Raw genomic sequence first — 17,114 nt, forward strand, 5'->3', positions numbered from 1 at the left:
ATGAAAAACGAAGACATATTATCTACAAAATTTCAAGCGGGAAATAGGACTTATTTTTTTGACTTAAAAATTACCAAAGATGGAGACCGATATTTAAAAATCTCTGAAAGCAAGCGAACAGGTGAAACTGAATTTGAAAGACATCAAATAATTGTATTTGAGGAAGGAATTGACAAGCTCGCTGAGAAAATACAGGAAATAGCAAATAAAATTCACTCTGATGAAAAAAGTTACTCTGTGGATGAAAAGCGAAAAACACATCCGAATGCATATCGGCCTTGGACTCATGAAGATGACAACCGGCTTGAATTGCTTTACTGTGAAGGAAAGAGCACTATAGAACTTAGCCAACTTTTCGGGCGGAATAAAGGAGCTATTCGGTCGAGAATCAAAAAGCTTGAACTAAAAGAAAAATATGATACGTAGCAGTATTTGACAAACAACTCCTTACTAAAAAGTATCAACTGAATAAAAGAATCGCTTTGGTGTAATTTTGCTTTATGAGTATAGCTATAAAATCAAGAATCATAAGGGAGTAAAGACATGAAAATTAAAATTACCATATTGGTGCTTTTTCAATTATCTTTAGGAATCTCGTTAGGAATCATCGCTTTTCACAAGTGGAATGACCTAAGCATTTTAGACATTGTACTGATACATTTAAGTGCCGCTTTGGGAATTGCTCTTCCAGGCTATATATATTTGAAAAGTATCAACAACACCTATGCTTTTCTTCCTTCACTCGTATCTGCTATAGTTTGTACCTTTTTAGGAATTTTTGCATACATGCTCCTTGCATTCTTTATTTTGAGTAGTATTGAAATATTACATAATGAAGTCGTTGCTATTTTAGTCCCAGTGATTATAGGAACTTTAGGTTTCAATAAATTTGCTTTTAATATTAATAAAAGAAATAACATCATTTAAAGTAGATTTCAAAGTGCACATGCTGGAGTATAGTTGTATCTTGTTTCTACTATCAACATGTTGGTGCCAATTTAAAATGACGAAACTAAAAAGAATATTGCCAATCGTTTTCATTCTTCAGTCGGTTTATGGACTGGCTTGTGAATGTCCTCCCATAAAAGATCATGACCTGTACATTGAATCTAGTTTTCATTATTATAGCTACATTTTCATAGGTGAAATCGTAAAAAGAGATCACCAATTATGGATAGAAGTTCAGGAAGTTTTTAAAGGTAATGTAAAAGTAGGGCAGATTTTGAAAGCTGGACATACAGCAGATAGCTGCGCTTATTATTTTGACAGGGAGGGCATGGGTTTATTTTATGGATCAGTTGAAGAAAAAGAATTCTTTGCAACACTCTGTAGCCCCACACGAATGTTTGATAAACCATACTTATATGCGCCACCGCCACCTCCTATGCCAAATTCTCCAAACACCCCTGAACAGGAAAAAAAAGAAATGAAAGCATACGAAAATACCGAGAAAAAAAGACTTGAATACGAAATTGAAGCATTAAGAAAAAAAACAAAGCTCTTTGATGTAGACTCTAAAAAATAGTTAGAGAAATTACGCTACAACTACGTTTCAATTAAAGCTACACATAGTATACAGTTACCATTAAAAACGGATTCATCACAAATAATCTAACACTTTTAATCTTTGGAATTGGTTACGATTCAATAGTATAAACAATAGTGTATTGCTGCTTGCCATCTTCATTTTTTATCAAATGGTAAAAAATCAATTGCTAGTCTTTAGTACCTTTAAACCATGGAAGAATTTATAACCTATATTTTACAGTTTGGTGATTTAAACAAACAGCAAATAGCTTTGATTTTGAGTAGCATCTCAGAAATTGAAATTCATAAAGACGACTATCTGGTAGAAGCAGGGAAACCATTCAATGAAGTCGTTTTTATAAAAGAAGGCGTTTTGCGTATCTATTATTACAATAGAGATGGTGAAGAAATAACAAAATACTTTGCAGACGAAAATCACCTATTTAAAAATCCGTATGCAAACGAACCGTTAACAGAATATATTCAAGCAATTACGGATTGTAAACTCATTACAATTGCTCCAAAAGATTGGCAAGAACTTTCCAATACCATAATTTCTTGGGACGCTATTTTGAATAAGATATTCCAAAAAGGTTTAGTAGAGAAAATGGATAGAAGAAGTTCCTTGGTTTCGGAAAATGCCACTACACGATACCTCACTTTTTTAGAAAAATTTCCGAATTTAGTAAACCGGATTCCACTCTCCTATATAGCTTCGTATTTGGGAGTAACACAACAATCGCTCAGTAGAATACGAAAAAACATTTCGGAATAACTTTTTACCAAATGGTAAATGCTTCTAGTATTGAATAATACACCTTTGCTGTATTAATTTTAATGATAAAAATATGAAAACAGCATTCATTACAGGAGCTAATAAAGGCATTGGTTTTGAAGTAGCAAAACAACTAGCTGAAAAAGGGGTTTATGTGTTTCTTGGAAGTCGTGATTTAGAAAAGGGACAACAGGCTGTAGACAAACTAAAGCAAGAGGGAATCACCCAAATTGAGGTTGTGCAAATAGATGTAACGGATAATGCATCTATAACACAGGCTCAACAAACCATTAGTAACAAATGTAAAGCATTAGACATTCTCATCAACAATGCAGGCATTAGTGGAGGCCAACCGCAAACATCACTTTCGGCAACGATGCAACAATTTCACGATGCATACGAAACCAATGTTTTTGGAGTAGTAAGAGTTACCCAAGCATTTATAAGTTTAATGCAAAAATCTAGCGAACCAAGAATTGTGAATGTAAGCTCAAGTCAAGGTTCTATAACGCTGCATAGTAATTCATCTTATAATTACCAGTATTACGATTACAAAGGAGCTGTATATCTTTCTTCCAAAGCTGCCTTGAACATGTATACAGTAAATTTAGCCTACGATCTAAAAGATACTCCATTTAAGGTAAATGCTGTGAGCCCTGGTTTTACAAAAACAGATTTTAATGGTAATCGTGGAACCGGGACTGTAAAATCTGCAGGAAATCGCATCTTAAAATATGTATTTATCGACGCAAATGGCCCAAGCGGAAAATTTTTCTGCGAAGAAACCAATCCAGAAAGCGGAGAAATTCCTTGGTAAAGTTATGGAAGCCTTAGTACTGGCTAGTATTCCGTTACTTTTGTTAAAAATAGATCCTATCAACAAGTCGCTCATGAGCGACTTTGTTTTTGTAACAACAGGAAAATCCATCACAACTTATTCATTATAAAACATTAGAAACTATAGTGCGTTTTACTTTTTATAAACGATTCATCAAGTTGATAACAATGGTTTCTTAACTTGTACAGGATAATCAACTAAAGATTAAAAATCTATGCAAAGACAAAAAAGGCTATACTGCATCATTTTACTCTGCTCCTCATTCACCGTTGGATTGTATGCTCAATCGTCAGTAATGCAACCCAATACGAACAAAATTGAACGAAATACGGCTGTTACTACTCAGCTAAACACAACCGCTAGTACTACCAATAATATTCAGTTGAAGGTAGTAAGAGCAAACGATTCTTTGTATGCTATTCGGATTGTAAATAGCACGGCTAGTCCTATTCCCATTTCTTTACAAGACTGGCATTTGTTTTTAATTCAAGAAGCTAAAAACAAACAAGGTGAATGGAAACCTATTGAATATTGGGAATATAGTACTTGCGGAAATAGCTACTTGACAGAAACACTAAAACCAAATGGATTTCTAGAGACCAGGTCAATAGCCTATTCGGGAAACTATGAAACAGAAATCAGGTTTAAGTGGTTACACAACCATCAGGTATATTACACAAATCCCATAAAAGGAGCTGTACATACTTCACAATTTTTAATTCCGGAAGACCTTTTGAATCAACGTCTTTTTGCTAGGGTCTATCGTTTGGGAGGAACTGAATTATTAAACAAAGTGCTATTTCTTGAACCAGATGGTATGAAAGAATTTGAAACAAAACAAAAAGCTTTTGTAGCAAACATAGCAGAGCGTAATCAACAAAAGAAAGAATAACCAGTACTGAAACACAGCTAAACACACAAAAACAAAAAGTCCCTTTCGTTTGAAAAAGGGACTTTTTTATGGATACGTTTGTATAAAAGATTACTCTGCTCCTATGATTGGATTGGGTCTGCTAAACACACCTTCTCCAAAATTGATATGATAGGTAGACTCAAACAATTGAGACGGTTGGTAATAATCGGTAGTGATGATCTGTGCTCCTGATTGTTTCGCTGCTTCAAAATGGCTATAATCATTTGCACGAGCTTCTTTGGTATTGGCATCCGCGCGGGTTCTGATGATGTACCCGGCTTTTACATATTCGGGAATGCGCTCATCCTCCGGATTGTTCAAGATCATGGCTCCGGCTTCGGGAGTTCCCGCTTCGGCATTGATAAATAACACACGCCCTTTTAAAGACGGATGTCCTGCTGCATAGCGCTCTTCTTTTTCTCCTTTGGTGTCTAGGATAAACAAAAACTTGCCTTTTCCGGCTGTTACCGTTGGCCATTGACCAGCGCGTACTGCTTCGTTGAGCGTAGCATAGGTACCACGAACATCATCTGGAGTAAGAATATGCTCTTTCCCTAAATACTTGAGTAAGGTTTTGTCCAACTCATCAAAAACTGTACTTGTAAAAGCTTCTGGTGCTGTACCAAAACGATTGGCTTTACCGTCCTTGGGTTCTAGGGTCACAAAGATAGTTCCGTGATCAGGATGCGCTTCCGACCATTTTTTCAAATCTGATAAGCAATCCGCTAATAAATAATATTGTGTACGGTAATCAATATCCGTTACGTGAATCATTTTAAAACCCGGTTGTGCTAACTTCCCCTCAGGATCATACGCCGGTTGACCGGGAACCAGTTCCATCCCTTTTGGGTTGGCATACTTTCCACCTAAAGAATCTGCATAGGCATCTAGCTCTATATTGCGCAAGCCCATATCTAACTGTTTTAGTAACGGAATGTGCTCATATTGCAATCCGTAGATTCCGCCAGTGGAATCTTGTTCAGCTAAATAAGCAAAAAGCTCTGCATCAATAGCGTTCTTATAACTATTGTGTGAACCAATAACCTGAACCTGGTTGATCTTTGGGGTGTTAGCAGCTATTTCTTGTTCTTTTTTAGGAGTAGTTTCGCACGACTGAGAAAGTGCTGCTCCTAGTAAAACACCTATATATATAAAGGGTTTGGTTAGTTTCATAACGGATATATTTTGTGAAGCATTAAAAGTATATACTGCATGTAACTTTAATGCAAAGCTATTTAAAGCTTGTGTTATGTTATCTAAAAAACAACCAAACGAAAACGATATCAAAAAGTACAAAATGTTAATTTTTAGTTATTCGAAAATTGCTGAATCGTTAGGAAGTGAGATAATCGTTTTAGCAAAATTAATCATACGGTAACTTCAAAAAAATGGTTAAAAAATTAACATTTCATTATTTAGCAACCGAAATTTCAAGGGATTTCTAACATCCCTCACAAAAGCTAAACAACTAATAAAAAACGTATCATCATCTTAAAAAACCAACCCCTCTATGATTTATTAACCCCTTATAAAGTACTATTTGTACGAATTAAAAAAAAGAAACCGCAGTTGCGCCAACAACCACGGTCTTTCTTAAGCATTGTAAAACCAATAACTTAAAAATTAATGTATTCTAAAATTACTTTTTTTAAGCTAAAAAAACTACTCTTTTTAGCTTTAGTTATGCTGTGTATCCCCGCAGGATTTGCTAAAAGCGCTGCTGTGTACAGCATTAAAAAAACACAATCCGGTGCCTATCAACAAACTATTACAGGTACTATTGTAGACGAACTAGGAACTCCATTACCAGGAGCTACCGTAAGAGAAAAAGGAACTGATAACGGTGTGGTAACCGATTTTGATGGTAACTTTACCATTACCGTACCAGCCGGAGCCTTACTAGAAATCTCTTTTATAGGCTATAAAATGCAGGAAGTAACTGCTGAAGAAAATTTACAAATTACTATGGAACCAGATGCTGCCAAGCTAGACGAGGTAGTATTGGTAGGTTATGGTACACAAACCAAAAAAGATGTAACCGGAGCAGTTGCCCAACTTTCTACAGAAGACTTTAAAAAAGGGGTCAACGTTTCTCCAGATAACTTGATCCAGGGGAAAGTAGCCGGGGTACGTGTAGTACAATCCAGTGGTGAACCGGGAGCAGGTGTAAATGTTTCTATTCGTGGTATTGGTTCTATCCGTAGTGGTAGTACACCTTTATTCGTTGTAGATGGTATGCCATTGAGTAACGAGAGTGTAAGTGCTGCCAGCCCAAACTTCGGTTTAGGATCTTCAGCTCCTAAAAACCCATTAAACTTCTTAAACACCAGCGATATTGCTTCGATGACAGTTTTAAAAGATGCATCGGCTACAGCTATTTATGGTGCAAGAGGTTCAAACGGGGTTGTGATCATCACCACCAAACAAGGACAAAAAGGAAAAGCATCGTTCACGGTAGATTCTTATGCAAGTGTTGCGCAAGTAATTGACAAAATAGATGTGCTTTCTGCAGATGAATACAGAAATGCAATTACCGATCCTGCATACGATCATGGTGGTAATACAGATTGGCAAGATGAACTATTCCGTAATGCCATTACACAAAACCACAACTTCTCGTTCGCTAAAAGAACAGAAACCGGTAACTACTATGCGTCTTTATCGTATATGGATCAAGAAGGTATTGTAGAAACTAGTGATTTTGAGAGAACTACAGCTCGTTTGAATGCTGAAGAATCATTCTTAGACGAGAAGCGTTTAAAAGTAAAAATGAACCTTACTGCCAGCCAAATCAATGAATCGGGTATTCCTAACGGTGCTGATGCAGGATCGGACGGACAGTTGATTATGCATGCTTTGATGGCGAACCCAACACAGCCTGTGTTTGCTGATAATGGAGACTATACCAACTTCAACCTAAACCAGAACTACAACCCTATGTATCTGTTACACATCTATGATGACCAAACAGAAACCGTACGTGTTTTAGGAAACTTGGAAACTACGTTCCGTATTATTGATGGTTTAGAGTATAAATTCAACTTGGGTATTGATAAATCAGTTTCTGAAAGAAATTCAACCATCTACCCGAACGTTACAGATAGACAACAACAAGGGGCGTATGTTCAAAATAATCTGGACTCTCAAACAACATTGTTAGAGCATTACTTAACCTATAACTTCGATTTAGGAAAAAACAATTTTGAAGTATTAGGCGGATTGTCTTACCAGAAATATTATTTCTCAGGAACTTCTTTTTCTATCATCAATATTGATGAAATGGGTACAGGTGTTGCTCCTGCAAACAACCCAGGATATTCAGGAGAACAATCGGGTGTGAGTGGTTATGCTCAGGAAAACGAATTACAGTCTTACTTTGGTAGAGTTAACTATAACTTTGACAACAAATATTTGTTAACAGCATCGTTACGTGCAGATGGTTCTACACGTTTTGGAGATAATAACAAATATGGATATTTCCCTTCTTTCGCTGCCGGTTGGAATATAGACAGAGAAAGTTTCTTGGCAGATGTTTCAGAAATTAGTCAATTGAAACTACGTGCCAGCTGGGGACAAACAGGAAACCAGGAAGTTGCTAACAAAATTACGCAAGCAAGTTACTCTCAGTCACAAGCCGGTGGTTATTACTTGTATAACGATTATAGCCTAATTAACGGTATTGTAGTTAACCGTACTGCAAACCCAGATTTAAAATGGGAAGTGGTAACACAGTTTAACGTTGGTACCGATTTCAGTTTATGGGATAACAAATTATACGGTTCCTTAGACTACTACAACAAAACCACTACGGATGCTATTTTGAACATTCCTTCAGAACCATTAAGCCCTACATCATCTGTTTGGAGTAATATTGACGGAGAAATTGTGAACAAAGGTTTTGAATTTACCTTAGGTTCTCAGTTAGTAAGCACAGAAGATTTCAACTGGACACTTGATGTGAACGGTGCTACGTTGAACAACGAGATCAAAAATCTTCCGGTATCTGAACTGTATTCTGGTAGCGTTGCAGGACCTGGACTTTCTGGAGTTGCTGCAAACATTTACAAAAGCGGGTACGAAGCAGGGTCATTCTTTATGTTGAAACATTTAGGTTATGATGAAAACGGAACTGATATTTTTGAAGATATTAATAACGATGGTGTCATCAATGCAGATGACCGTCAAATCTTTGAAGGAGCGTTGCCTAACTTTACTTTTGGTATCAATACCAACTTAAGCTACAAACGTTGGGATCTAAGCCTTGCCTTTATAGGACAAACCGGTGGATACTTGGTAAACAACACCAACCTTGCATTGAACATTAACAACTTAGCTTCTGACAGAAACGTGTTGGCAGATTTCTATAACCAAGGTGCAAATTCTCAAAACACACCACAGTTGTCTACCCTTTACATGGAAAAATCAGATTTCATTCGTTTGAACAACGCTCGTTTAGGATATACAGTAAATGTAGAAAAGATCAACTGGTTACAAGGACTGAATATTTATGTAACAGGTTCTAACTTGTTTACCATAACCAACTATACAGGTTTTGATCCTTTAGTGAACAGTCCACGTTCTTCAGGAGGAAATCAATCCATCGGTATCGATTATACCACCTATCCATCTGCCAGATCATACATGATTGGTGCAACTATAAAACTATAATCTACACATGAAAATTTTAAATATCACATCTAAAATAGCTTTAACAGCAATCTTGGCTTCGTCTGTATTTAGTTGTACAGATTTAGAAGAACAGGTGATCGATGAAGTCATCGGAGGAGAAAGTCAAAACCCGGAAAGTGCCGTAGCTGCAGCCTATGCTCAAATGGCGGAAGGTACTTTTACAGATCACGGAAATGTTTGGGGATTACAAGAATACCCAACAGATGAATGTATGCTGCCAACACGTGGTAGTGACTGGGGAGACGGTGGAAAATGGAGAGCATTGACCGAGTTGACCTGGGGAACCAACAATGCGGCAGTTTCTAGTACTTGGAACGCTTTAACCAGTGGTATTACACGTTCTTTAACTGCTATTGAAGCCTTACAAGCAAATCCTGATTTCACGAATCAAGAATTGTTTATGGCAGAAACCAGAGGTTTACTAGCCTTGTACGTTTACAACACGCTTGATTTATTTGGACAAGCTCCTTACAGAGATTTGTTTGGCGATGATAATTCATTAGTAATTCTACAAGCGGATACCGAAATTGATAACTTGATCACAGAAGTAGAAAGTATCATTCCTCAGTTGGCTGAATTAGGAGAACAACAGACGTACAACGGTCGTTTTACCAAACAAGCAGCGTATGCATTGTTAGCCGATATGTATTTGAACAGAGCTGTACTAAAAGACAGGTACAATGCTTCTTCTAGCTTCAACTTTACGGAAACAGCAGTAGATGGTGACGGTACCGATATGGATAAAGTAATCTACTATACTTCTTTATTGATCAACGGAAACTTTCAGTTAGAAAGTAATTATTTTGACAATTTTGCTCTAGATAACGGAACCAGTACCGAAATGATCTTTGCGGTAGTTCAAGAAAATGACAACATTCGTAGAAGTGATAACGACTTTGCTTATATGTCTGCCGCTCGTGGTCAAAAACAAAGTCCGGATAATCGTGGTACCAACGCTTCTTGTGTAGAAACAGAATTCTACAATACTTGGGAAGGAAATCATGACGATCCACGTTTCCACAGATATTATCAATACGATGATGGAACTTGGTTTATGAACGACGGAACTACAGGAAGTGTACCTGTTCAAGATGCCAGACCAGATACTGGAAAACCTGTTTTCCACTTTAACAGAGGTTTATTAGCTGGGCAACAATATGGTCCGTTATTAGATGGTCAAGGTGGTTATGTAATGGATGGTAGCCGTATTGCAGTAAGCTTCTTATACATGGAGAAAAATGCTACAGTACCTATGGATTTCACACCGGAATTGAACTTCAACAATCCATTGGAAGCTGTATTTACACAAGATCAGATCAACCAGGGAGTGCGTAACTTCAAGTGGGAATTTGATCCTGAATACGGAAACGGAAGTAGCCAAGTAGACGTTCCTCTATACCGTTTAGGAGGTATCTACTGTATGCGTGCCGAAGCGTATTTTAGAAAAGGTGAAACAGGAAGTGCGTTAAGCGACATAAACATGCTAAGAACCAGCAGAACTCGTGAAGCATTATTTGACAATGCACCGGGTGTAGCTTTGGAATCTTTAAATGAAACTTCGCTATACAATGAAATAGGTTTTGAAATGTATTGGGAAGGATACCGAAGAAAGCAAATGATTCGTTTTGGAACGTATGACGAGGCATATACTGCCAAAGCAGCTACGGATCCTTATTTAAGAGTCTATGCAATTCCACAGGAAACCATTGACGTTGCAGATTACATAGCCCAAAATCAGGGTTACTAGATTGCGTTTATATAGTTGTGAAAACGCCGGCAGATGCCGGCGTTTTTTTATATGCTATTATTTCCATTTCCAATCAGAAAGATTCTTGAAAGGTACATTGGCTGCAGTAAAATATGCTTCAAAAGCGTCTTGATCCTTAACCGTATATTTTGGAACTACAATTCCTTGATTGGGCGCCAAATGAATGATATAATATTCCGGAATAGCCACAAAAGAATCCAATTCGGTCAATTTTACCGTTGCATTGCTACCTTCATCAGAGGTGAAAATAGCTTCTTTGGTAACCTCTACCGTAGCAGGTTTCCCAATTTTATTGGTATAATTTTCTTTTACATAGCGCTTGTAATAACGTGTATACAACCTTTTACTGTACAAAGGATAGATTAACAACCAAAGTAATCCTATCGTTGCCATAGAAATCCCCACAGTGATGTCACCGGATGCATAGGCATAAATTGCCATTCCCAAATACATAATAGGTAACATAAACTTTCTTCGCTGTCTTTTGCGCCTTTCTCGTTTAGATTGTGACGTTACATAAAATTGATACTGAATAAGGTCTTGTTCGTTTAACTGATATTGAAGTTTCATTAAGTATTGTTTAGGTTTCCCGAAGATACAATTTATCAGTAATGAAAAAAATTACTGGGTAAACCAAGTCTATTCTTTATTGAATAACAAGAAAAGATTAGTCGGTTTTTCGCTGAAACAAATTCAATTCTTTTACGGTTTCTAATCCTTCCCATTGAAAAGAACGTTGTATGATTACTGTTTTGGTCCAATTCAGGGAATCGTCTTCAAAAGTTATTCTTTCAAGTTTGTAACCAATAGCATTTGCTTCTCCCTCTTCATCTGTTGGAAAAATCAACTGTTCTTGAAATGAAAAAATACCTGCATCTGCTATTTGAGAAACATTTGCTAATAGCGTTAGAGCTTCTTGATTCCATATCAGATAGGTAAACCCTCCTTCTATACCACAAGCTTCCGATATGTAATCTATTTTGACGATATTATCAATTCCCTTTAGATGTTTTCCTGAATTAATTTCTACATCAAAATCGGAATTCCACAAATCAAAAATGGCTTCTTCATAGGTACTATTGTCTTGAGTTGTTCGCACTTTCAATTGTTCTTTGTCATTATCGCTTCTTGATACCTGAAAAAGAAAGTCAGTAAATGTTTTGCTGGAGCTCACTCTATCTAAAGCAATCAACGCTCCCAAAATATAACCTTCTTTACCATCTACCTCTACTCGATACCATGGCGATAAAACACCATCAAACTCCATAGCGTTTTCCGACTTTAAAATTATTTTGATCATCGTATTGATGGGTAAAATAGCCAGTACTTCACTATCCGTAGAAGCATTTTCTCTTAATTTCACTTGGTCTGCAAACAAATATTGATAGCTACCGGAATCAAAATCATGGTTATAAAGCGGACGTATTTCTGAATCTTGTGCAATCATTTGTAATTGCATCAACAAGGTTATCAACCAAATAATTTTTCGCATGAATTAGTGTTTATAAAGGGTAATAATTAGTTTTTCATCATCGTACATAGCTTCGGAACGTGTGTATTTTTTTAAGAACTTCTTTAGCTTCTTTTCTGATTTAAAATCTTCCTGATCTTTCCCCAATTTTATTTGAAACGGACTGGTTATTTCGTACATTTTTAAAGAATCTGCCCAAATTTTCAGCATGTAAAAACCATACCGTTGCTTTTCATTATCGGGTTCTATGGTAAAAATCAATTGGTCATTAATGGTATTGGTGTGGGCCTTGAATCCTTCTTTCAAACTATCGTTTACCAACATGGAAAGTTGGTATGTTTCCTTATCAAATGCTTTGATATGTACAATTTCAGATGTACTCTGAGCATTGTGCCAAGTACCCAAAAGCATTGGCAAAACTGGCTCTTTGCCAGACAAGGAATATTGAGACGATAACGTGCAAGCCACCATTAGTACCGCTAAAGCTAAAAGAAATCCGATTTTTTTCATACGATTGCAATCATTAAATTATGACTATTTTTCTATAATAATTTTCATTACCGCAGGTTCAAAAAGAGCATCGGGTATGGTCTTAGGCTCAATAGCTGTTACTTTTTGAGATGCTTCCATAAATCCCGGAATGGTTACGTGATTTTCAAGGCTTAATGCTCCGGATGCTGCTACGTATTTATTCCAAAAACCATCGGTATCTTGTTTATAAAACTCAGGATTTAATCGGTAATCCGGATGAAAATAATAGGTTCCCTTGTACTCCAATAATCCATTGGTCGCATCCTCTATTTGATAATGAATAGTGATCGATTCACACTCTTTACCTAAAATCTCTTTCTTTGGGTCTTTGTTTCGGGTAAATTCTAAAAGCGTATGCGCTTCGGTCCCTAATTTTTCTTTGTATATGGTATCGCTTTTTTGAAACTCTGTGTATTTATAACCTTCATCCAAACGAACCGTTACTTTTCGCCATCCTTTTTTACCTTTTGCGTTATTAATCATACTATACCTGTCTTCTTTGACCAAAGCTGTGATACGCGTGCCCACTTCTCGTTCTAAAACTTCTTCTGAAAGATCAGGATGTAAAGGACTATAGCTTACACTATATTTCACCACTCCTTCAAAATAATCTTGTGCTTGCAATGGTGCTATGGCCAGCATGCTCATGCATATACAAATCTTTACGAACAACTTCTTCATACCTCAACTTTTAAAAGATTTTTGTTTTAAATTTTCCAGATAGAATATGGCTACTGTCACCAGCATTAATGCCACGGAAAGCATACGGTATTCCATTACTAATACACGGTCTATCACCAAAGGTGTTAAAATACAGAATGTAACAACCCAAAGGAGTTTTAAAACATCCAATACTCTTTTGTAAGGTTTTTGATAAAAATGCAAAACATATAATATTCCTATGATAAAAAAACTAAGTCCCATTACATAAGAGGAAAAATTCCAATGCATTACTTTTAATAATGTACTAATGATGAAGAGTGATACACAAGCTTTGAGCAATTTAAAATTACGCGTTTTTTTAAAGCTTCCATTTTGAATCAATAATGCTGCACCACCAAATTCAATCATGGGAAGTCCCAACCGTTCTATACTCAAGATTGAAATGCTTTCACCGGTATAAAACTTATAGAAAGCGTACAAACTCAGTAGCATTCCTAAAACAATGATTCCTAAATAGTAGCCGTTCTTTACCATAACTGTTCAAAAAATATGTAATATTCTATAAAACTAATAAAAGTGAAGGTATGCCTAACATTTTATAATAAAAACTTATTCTAACTCTAGTTTATCCAATGTTGGCTGTGGTTTAATCCACAAGGTTTTTCTATTGATCGCCAATTTTTCGCCGCGGCTTAACTTACTTATAACGGTGTAGGCAATGGCCAAAGCTACGGTGATATATCTGAACAAATTGCCATAGCTATTACCTAAGGCGTTTTCAGAAACATCAAACAACATCCAGGAGAAGTTCATGAAAAAATGCATAAAGATGGCCACATATAAATTGTAGTTCCACTCCACATAGAGCCATGCAAAAAGTATAGCTCCCATAAACGTAGTGATAAAAATACCGAACAATACAGAAGGATCATGACTTTGCCACAAATGTCCGGATGCAAAAATAATGGCTCCCAATATCACAGAAGGAATAAACCCAAACCGTGTAAACCTAAATAGCTGCCCAAAAAGAAATCCTCTAAAATAGAGTTCTTCAAAGAAAGCAGCTGCCACGGCTCCTATTAAAAATTCATTAAGCGTAAGTGTTGCATTGATCTCAAAAAAGAAAGCAAACCCAACAAACATAGGAGTTGTAAAAAATAATGCAATGAAAACTCCTCTTACAAAATCTTTGTGCATTCCTAAAGACTCCCAGATACTTTTGAGTTCGTTGATACCAACAGCGCCCACAAAAACAGGAATTCCAACAAAAATATATGCTAAAATATGACTCACACCCCTTTGGTGAATCAGTTGATCAAATGTATCTCTAACTCTTGCAAACTGAAAATCCATCAGCAAGTAAAAGCATAAAAAACAAATGCCTGTTACTATGAGAACTTTTATGGTCTTACTCATAAGCGTACAATTCAAAAAAATAATATTCCCCTCTTCTTAACTAAAGATACTATTTTTTTGAAAATGAATGCTATATGTATTTTAGAATGGAGCTATTTTAAATAAGTCTTATAAAAAGTTGATCCATTAATGGTGAAATTGGAACTCATTTACATTTTTATCTCTGCTCGCTTAACTCAAGTACGTTAATAAAATAAATAACAACAGTCCACCAACTCTAATAGCCGTAACCCACATATAATTCTTTACAAAAAAATTGGGAAAAGCATGGTGCTTTAATTTGGAGATACTTCTATACGTTGAAAAAAGCATGAATACTACAGCAAGCGTAAAATACACAATCCAAACCAAGCTTGAAGCTACCAACTGATATTCCAAATTCAACATGATCAAAACAATACTTACGATTAAAAAACCATAAACCCAATAGGTAGCTGATCCTCTTGCAAACAATTCCACTAAAAGCGCCTTTTGGTCTGCTTCTAAAAGTAATAGTTTACTATTGTACAACTTTCTTGATAGCAACATGGCTCCAAAAATTGCTAAAAATGGTAATAATTCCATGATCTTGAATTTTTATAGTTGTGAAAAAAATATGCTTTATAATTTATATCCGGGCTTTTTGGTTAAGCTGGCTAATACAGGTTTTATTTCTGCATCATACTTGGCCTTCCAATCCTCTGGTTGTACGTCTTCAAAACCAACCGAAATAGAGCCTTCACTATTTCCCATAATCTCCATAACATTTTTTACAATAGCGTCTGTCAAGGCTTGCTTTTGAGCATCTGATTTCCCTGCGTATAAACTAACTTTTATATGTGGCATATTCTTGAAACATTTTATAAATACGTGGTGCAAAATAAATAACTCCTATCAAAAAAGGAAGCGATGATCCTAAAGTAAATAAAAATACTTCGGTAATACACATCAAGGTGATAACACAACCCAATCCACTTAAGAAACCCATCAATACAAATATTTGTTTACGTTGTTTTGCAACAAGCGCTACTAAAAAAGCACTCATACCGACTAAAAACAATAAAACCGGTATAAACCAAATGCTATCAGGAAGATGTTTTTCAAGAATTGCTATTACAGGAATGATACCAATAGGCGCTACTCCATGTCCACCTGCAACACTGCAAATAAGCAATGTAAACATCATACCTATAATTTCGCTTTTTCTAAAAATGGATTTCATTATCATTTCAGTGTAAGATCAATCTCTGTTTACACTATAAATATCTCCGGCTTCATACATATTGGCCAACTCTTCTTTTCCAAAAACATATTCTTCTGTTCCGTAGTTTTTCTTGATATCAATCTCATCAATTCCAGACATTCTATTGGTGGCATAATCATTAAAAACTACATAAACACTATCATTAAAAACATTCACTACTTTCATGGTACTGTAAGACGATGGATTGTCCTTGTACTCGTAAACATCGCCAATGATGGGAGTTTCTAAATATTCTTTATCCAACGCAGATGATCTTTTTGAACTAATGATTCCTACAATGATCAACACTACCAAAATTCCTAAGCCGGCAAATTGCCATTTAGGAGAAACACTTGCTTCTTTAATCTGCTTCATTTCTTTTTGCATGACCATCGGCATCTTTTGAAATCCCAACGTCTGCTTGCAATGATCACATTCTGAATAGGCTATTTTTTTATAAGGAAACATAGGAATCCAAAAGATATGAGCATATTTGCTAAATATATGAAATGTAATGCTTCCTTGTGTATCGCAATGAGGACAAATGGCAGTTTTTGATGTTCTTGTTGCCAACTTGGTACTGTTATGACCGTAAAAAATCATAGGTAAAAGTTTAGGTTGTTATCGTATCAAATATACACAACCTTTTTATTGTAAAAACAGATCTTACCCAAAATCTATAATAGATAAAAAAATGAACTCTAGATGTAAGCTTTTTCTAAGACTTTATGAATAGTATTGAAAATATAGACCAAGTAAGTTTACCAAACTAATGAATACAACGATACTAACAAAAAAGTGCCCAACACCATAAAAAAAGACTGAAAGCTTCCCCTTTACTTTAATCTTAGCAAACAATCCAAACCGCTTACAAAAAAAGTGTAATACCGCAACTACCAATGCAATGCAAGCTAGCAGGATAAGAAACAGTCTAAATATGGAGGAGTTACTTGGTGCATGTAAAAAAATCATATCATACATTAAAAAATATATCCTTCTGCCAAAGCACCCACTGCTCCCGTTACCCAAAGCATTAAAATAGCTAAAATGACACGTAAAAGTAACGGAATTCTAATATGGTAATGCTGATAAATTCTATCGGTAATTGGAGGTAAATAGATGGCCGATATGAGTACAAAAGAAAGTCCCAAACCAGGATCGTTACCAAAAAATAGATTCAAAAAACCATTGAGCAATACCAATGTACCAAATGTCCATAACAACATACGTCGTATTTTAATGCCAAATGGAGTATGTACTGCGGTCATGGTTGCTCAACTTTTAAACACTAGTAAAAGTAC

At 35.9% G+C, this 17,114-nt stretch carries 21 protein-coding genes; 9 read left to right on the forward strand and 12 right to left on the reverse strand.

What is annotated here, in order from left to right:
* The 7 genes from BM383_RS06235 to BM383_RS06260 all read left to right on the forward strand — a co-directional run bounded on the left by BM383_RS06235 (position 1) and on the right by BM383_RS06260 (position 4,032).
* Positions 1-426 (forward strand): DUF3276 family protein, encoded by a 426-nt coding sequence (locus BM383_RS06235; RefSeq protein WP_093024151.1) that lies wholly within the window; start codon positions 1-3, stop codon positions 424-426.
* Positions 427-543: 117 nt separating this feature from the next.
* Positions 544-927: a hypothetical protein gene (locus BM383_RS06240; RefSeq protein ID WP_093024153.1), complete on the forward strand. Its 384-nt coding sequence runs from the start codon at positions 544-546 to the stop codon at positions 925-927.
* A 76-nt stretch (positions 928-1,003) separates the two neighbouring features.
* Entirely contained in the window at positions 1,004-1,525 is a 522-nt protein-coding gene (locus tag BM383_RS06245; RefSeq protein ID WP_143106349.1) for a hypothetical protein, read from the forward strand.
* Between the two features lie 213 nt (positions 1,526-1,738).
* On the forward strand, positions 1,739-2,302 hold the full coding sequence (locus tag BM383_RS06250) for a Crp/Fnr family transcriptional regulator (RefSeq protein WP_093024157.1): 564 nt from the start codon (positions 1,739-1,741) through the stop codon (positions 2,300-2,302).
* A 73-nt stretch (positions 2,303-2,375) separates the two neighbouring features.
* Positions 2,376-3,119 carry an SDR family oxidoreductase gene (locus BM383_RS06255; protein ID WP_093024159.1) on the forward strand — a complete coding sequence of 248 codons (744 nt, stop codon included), beginning with the start codon at positions 2,376-2,378 and terminating at the stop codon, positions 3,117-3,119.
* A gap of 4 nt (positions 3,120-3,123) precedes the next feature.
* Positions 3,124-3,249: a hypothetical protein gene (locus tag BM383_RS19050; protein ID WP_262501695.1), complete on the forward strand. Its 126-nt coding sequence runs from the start codon at positions 3,124-3,126 to the stop codon at positions 3,247-3,249.
* 105 nt (positions 3,250-3,354) lie between these two features.
* Positions 3,355-4,032, forward strand: coding sequence for a hypothetical protein (locus BM383_RS06260; RefSeq protein WP_143106350.1), 678 nt, complete (start codon positions 3,355-3,357; stop codon positions 4,030-4,032).
* Positions 4,033-4,122: 90 nt separating this feature from the next.
* On the opposite strand, the gene BM383_RS06265 is transcribed toward BM383_RS06260, so the two are convergent.
* Positions 4,123-5,226: a phosphatidylinositol-specific phospholipase C1-like protein gene (locus BM383_RS06265; protein ID WP_093024464.1), complete on the reverse strand. Its 1,104-nt coding sequence runs from the start codon at positions 5,224-5,226 to the stop codon at positions 4,123-4,125.
* Positions 5,227-5,679: 453 nt separating this feature from the next.
* Between BM383_RS06265 and BM383_RS06270 the strand changes: the two genes are divergently transcribed.
* On the forward strand, positions 5,680-8,721 hold the full coding sequence (locus tag BM383_RS06270) for a SusC/RagA family TonB-linked outer membrane protein (protein ID WP_093024162.1): 3,042 nt from the start codon (positions 5,680-5,682) through the stop codon (positions 8,719-8,721).
* A 7-nt stretch (positions 8,722-8,728) separates the two neighbouring features.
* Positions 8,729-10,489 carry a RagB/SusD family nutrient uptake outer membrane protein gene (locus BM383_RS06275; RefSeq protein ID WP_093024164.1) on the forward strand — a complete coding sequence of 587 codons (1,761 nt, stop codon included), beginning with the start codon at positions 8,729-8,731 and terminating at the stop codon, positions 10,487-10,489.
* A gap of 57 nt (positions 10,490-10,546) precedes the next feature.
* On the opposite strand, the gene BM383_RS06280 is transcribed toward BM383_RS06275, so the two are convergent.
* The 11 genes from BM383_RS06280 to BM383_RS06335 all read right to left on the reverse strand — a co-directional run bounded on the left by BM383_RS06280 (position 10,547) and on the right by BM383_RS06335 (position 17,081).
* Entirely contained in the window at positions 10,547-11,080 is a 534-nt protein-coding gene (locus tag BM383_RS06280; RefSeq protein WP_093024166.1) for a YcxB family protein, read from the reverse strand.
* A 97-nt stretch (positions 11,081-11,177) separates the two neighbouring features.
* Positions 11,178-12,002 carry an SH3 domain-containing protein gene (locus BM383_RS06285; protein ID WP_093024168.1) on the reverse strand — a complete coding sequence of 275 codons (825 nt, stop codon included), beginning with the start codon at positions 12,000-12,002 and terminating at the stop codon, positions 11,178-11,180.
* Positions 12,003-12,005: 3 nt separating this feature from the next.
* On the reverse strand, positions 12,006-12,491 hold the full coding sequence (locus tag BM383_RS06290) for a hypothetical protein (protein WP_093024170.1): 486 nt from the start codon (positions 12,489-12,491) through the stop codon (positions 12,006-12,008).
* 24 nt (positions 12,492-12,515) lie between these two features.
* Positions 12,516-13,193, reverse strand: a complete 678-nt coding sequence (locus tag BM383_RS06295; RefSeq protein ID WP_143106351.1) for a hypothetical protein — start codon at positions 13,191-13,193, stop codon at positions 12,516-12,518.
* A 3-nt stretch (positions 13,194-13,196) separates the two neighbouring features.
* The gene (locus BM383_RS06300) at positions 13,197-13,709 is read right to left on the reverse strand and encodes a hypothetical protein (protein ID WP_093024174.1); all 513 of its coding nucleotides are present in this window, start codon (positions 13,707-13,709) and stop codon (positions 13,197-13,199) included.
* 75 nt (positions 13,710-13,784) lie between these two features.
* Entirely contained in the window at positions 13,785-14,591 is an 807-nt protein-coding gene (locus BM383_RS06305) for a CPBP family intramembrane glutamic endopeptidase (protein WP_093024176.1), read from the reverse strand.
* A 171-nt stretch (positions 14,592-14,762) separates the two neighbouring features.
* Entirely contained in the window at positions 14,763-15,155 is a 393-nt protein-coding gene (locus BM383_RS06310) for a hypothetical protein (RefSeq protein WP_093024178.1), read from the reverse strand.
* A 36-nt stretch (positions 15,156-15,191) separates the two neighbouring features.
* Entirely contained in the window at positions 15,192-15,416 is a 225-nt protein-coding gene (locus tag BM383_RS06315; protein ID WP_093024180.1) for a tautomerase family protein, read from the reverse strand.
* Entirely contained in the window at positions 15,397-15,792 is a 396-nt protein-coding gene (locus tag BM383_RS06320; protein ID WP_143106352.1) for a hypothetical protein, read from the reverse strand. The genes BM383_RS06315 and BM383_RS06320 overlap by 20 nt, the downstream gene beginning before the upstream one ends.
* Positions 15,793-15,810: 18 nt before the next feature.
* Entirely contained in the window at positions 15,811-16,416 is a 606-nt protein-coding gene (locus tag BM383_RS06325) for a zinc ribbon domain-containing protein (protein ID WP_093024184.1), read from the reverse strand.
* 377 nt (positions 16,417-16,793) lie between these two features.
* Entirely contained in the window at positions 16,794-17,081 is a 288-nt protein-coding gene (locus BM383_RS06335; protein WP_093024188.1) for a hypothetical protein, read from the reverse strand.
* Between the last annotated feature and the right edge of the window lie 33 nt (positions 17,082-17,114).

This window comes from Pustulibacterium marinum, from assembly GCF_900116665.1.
Classification (GTDB): domain Bacteria; phylum Bacteroidota; class Bacteroidia; order Flavobacteriales; family Flavobacteriaceae; genus Pustulibacterium; species Pustulibacterium marinum.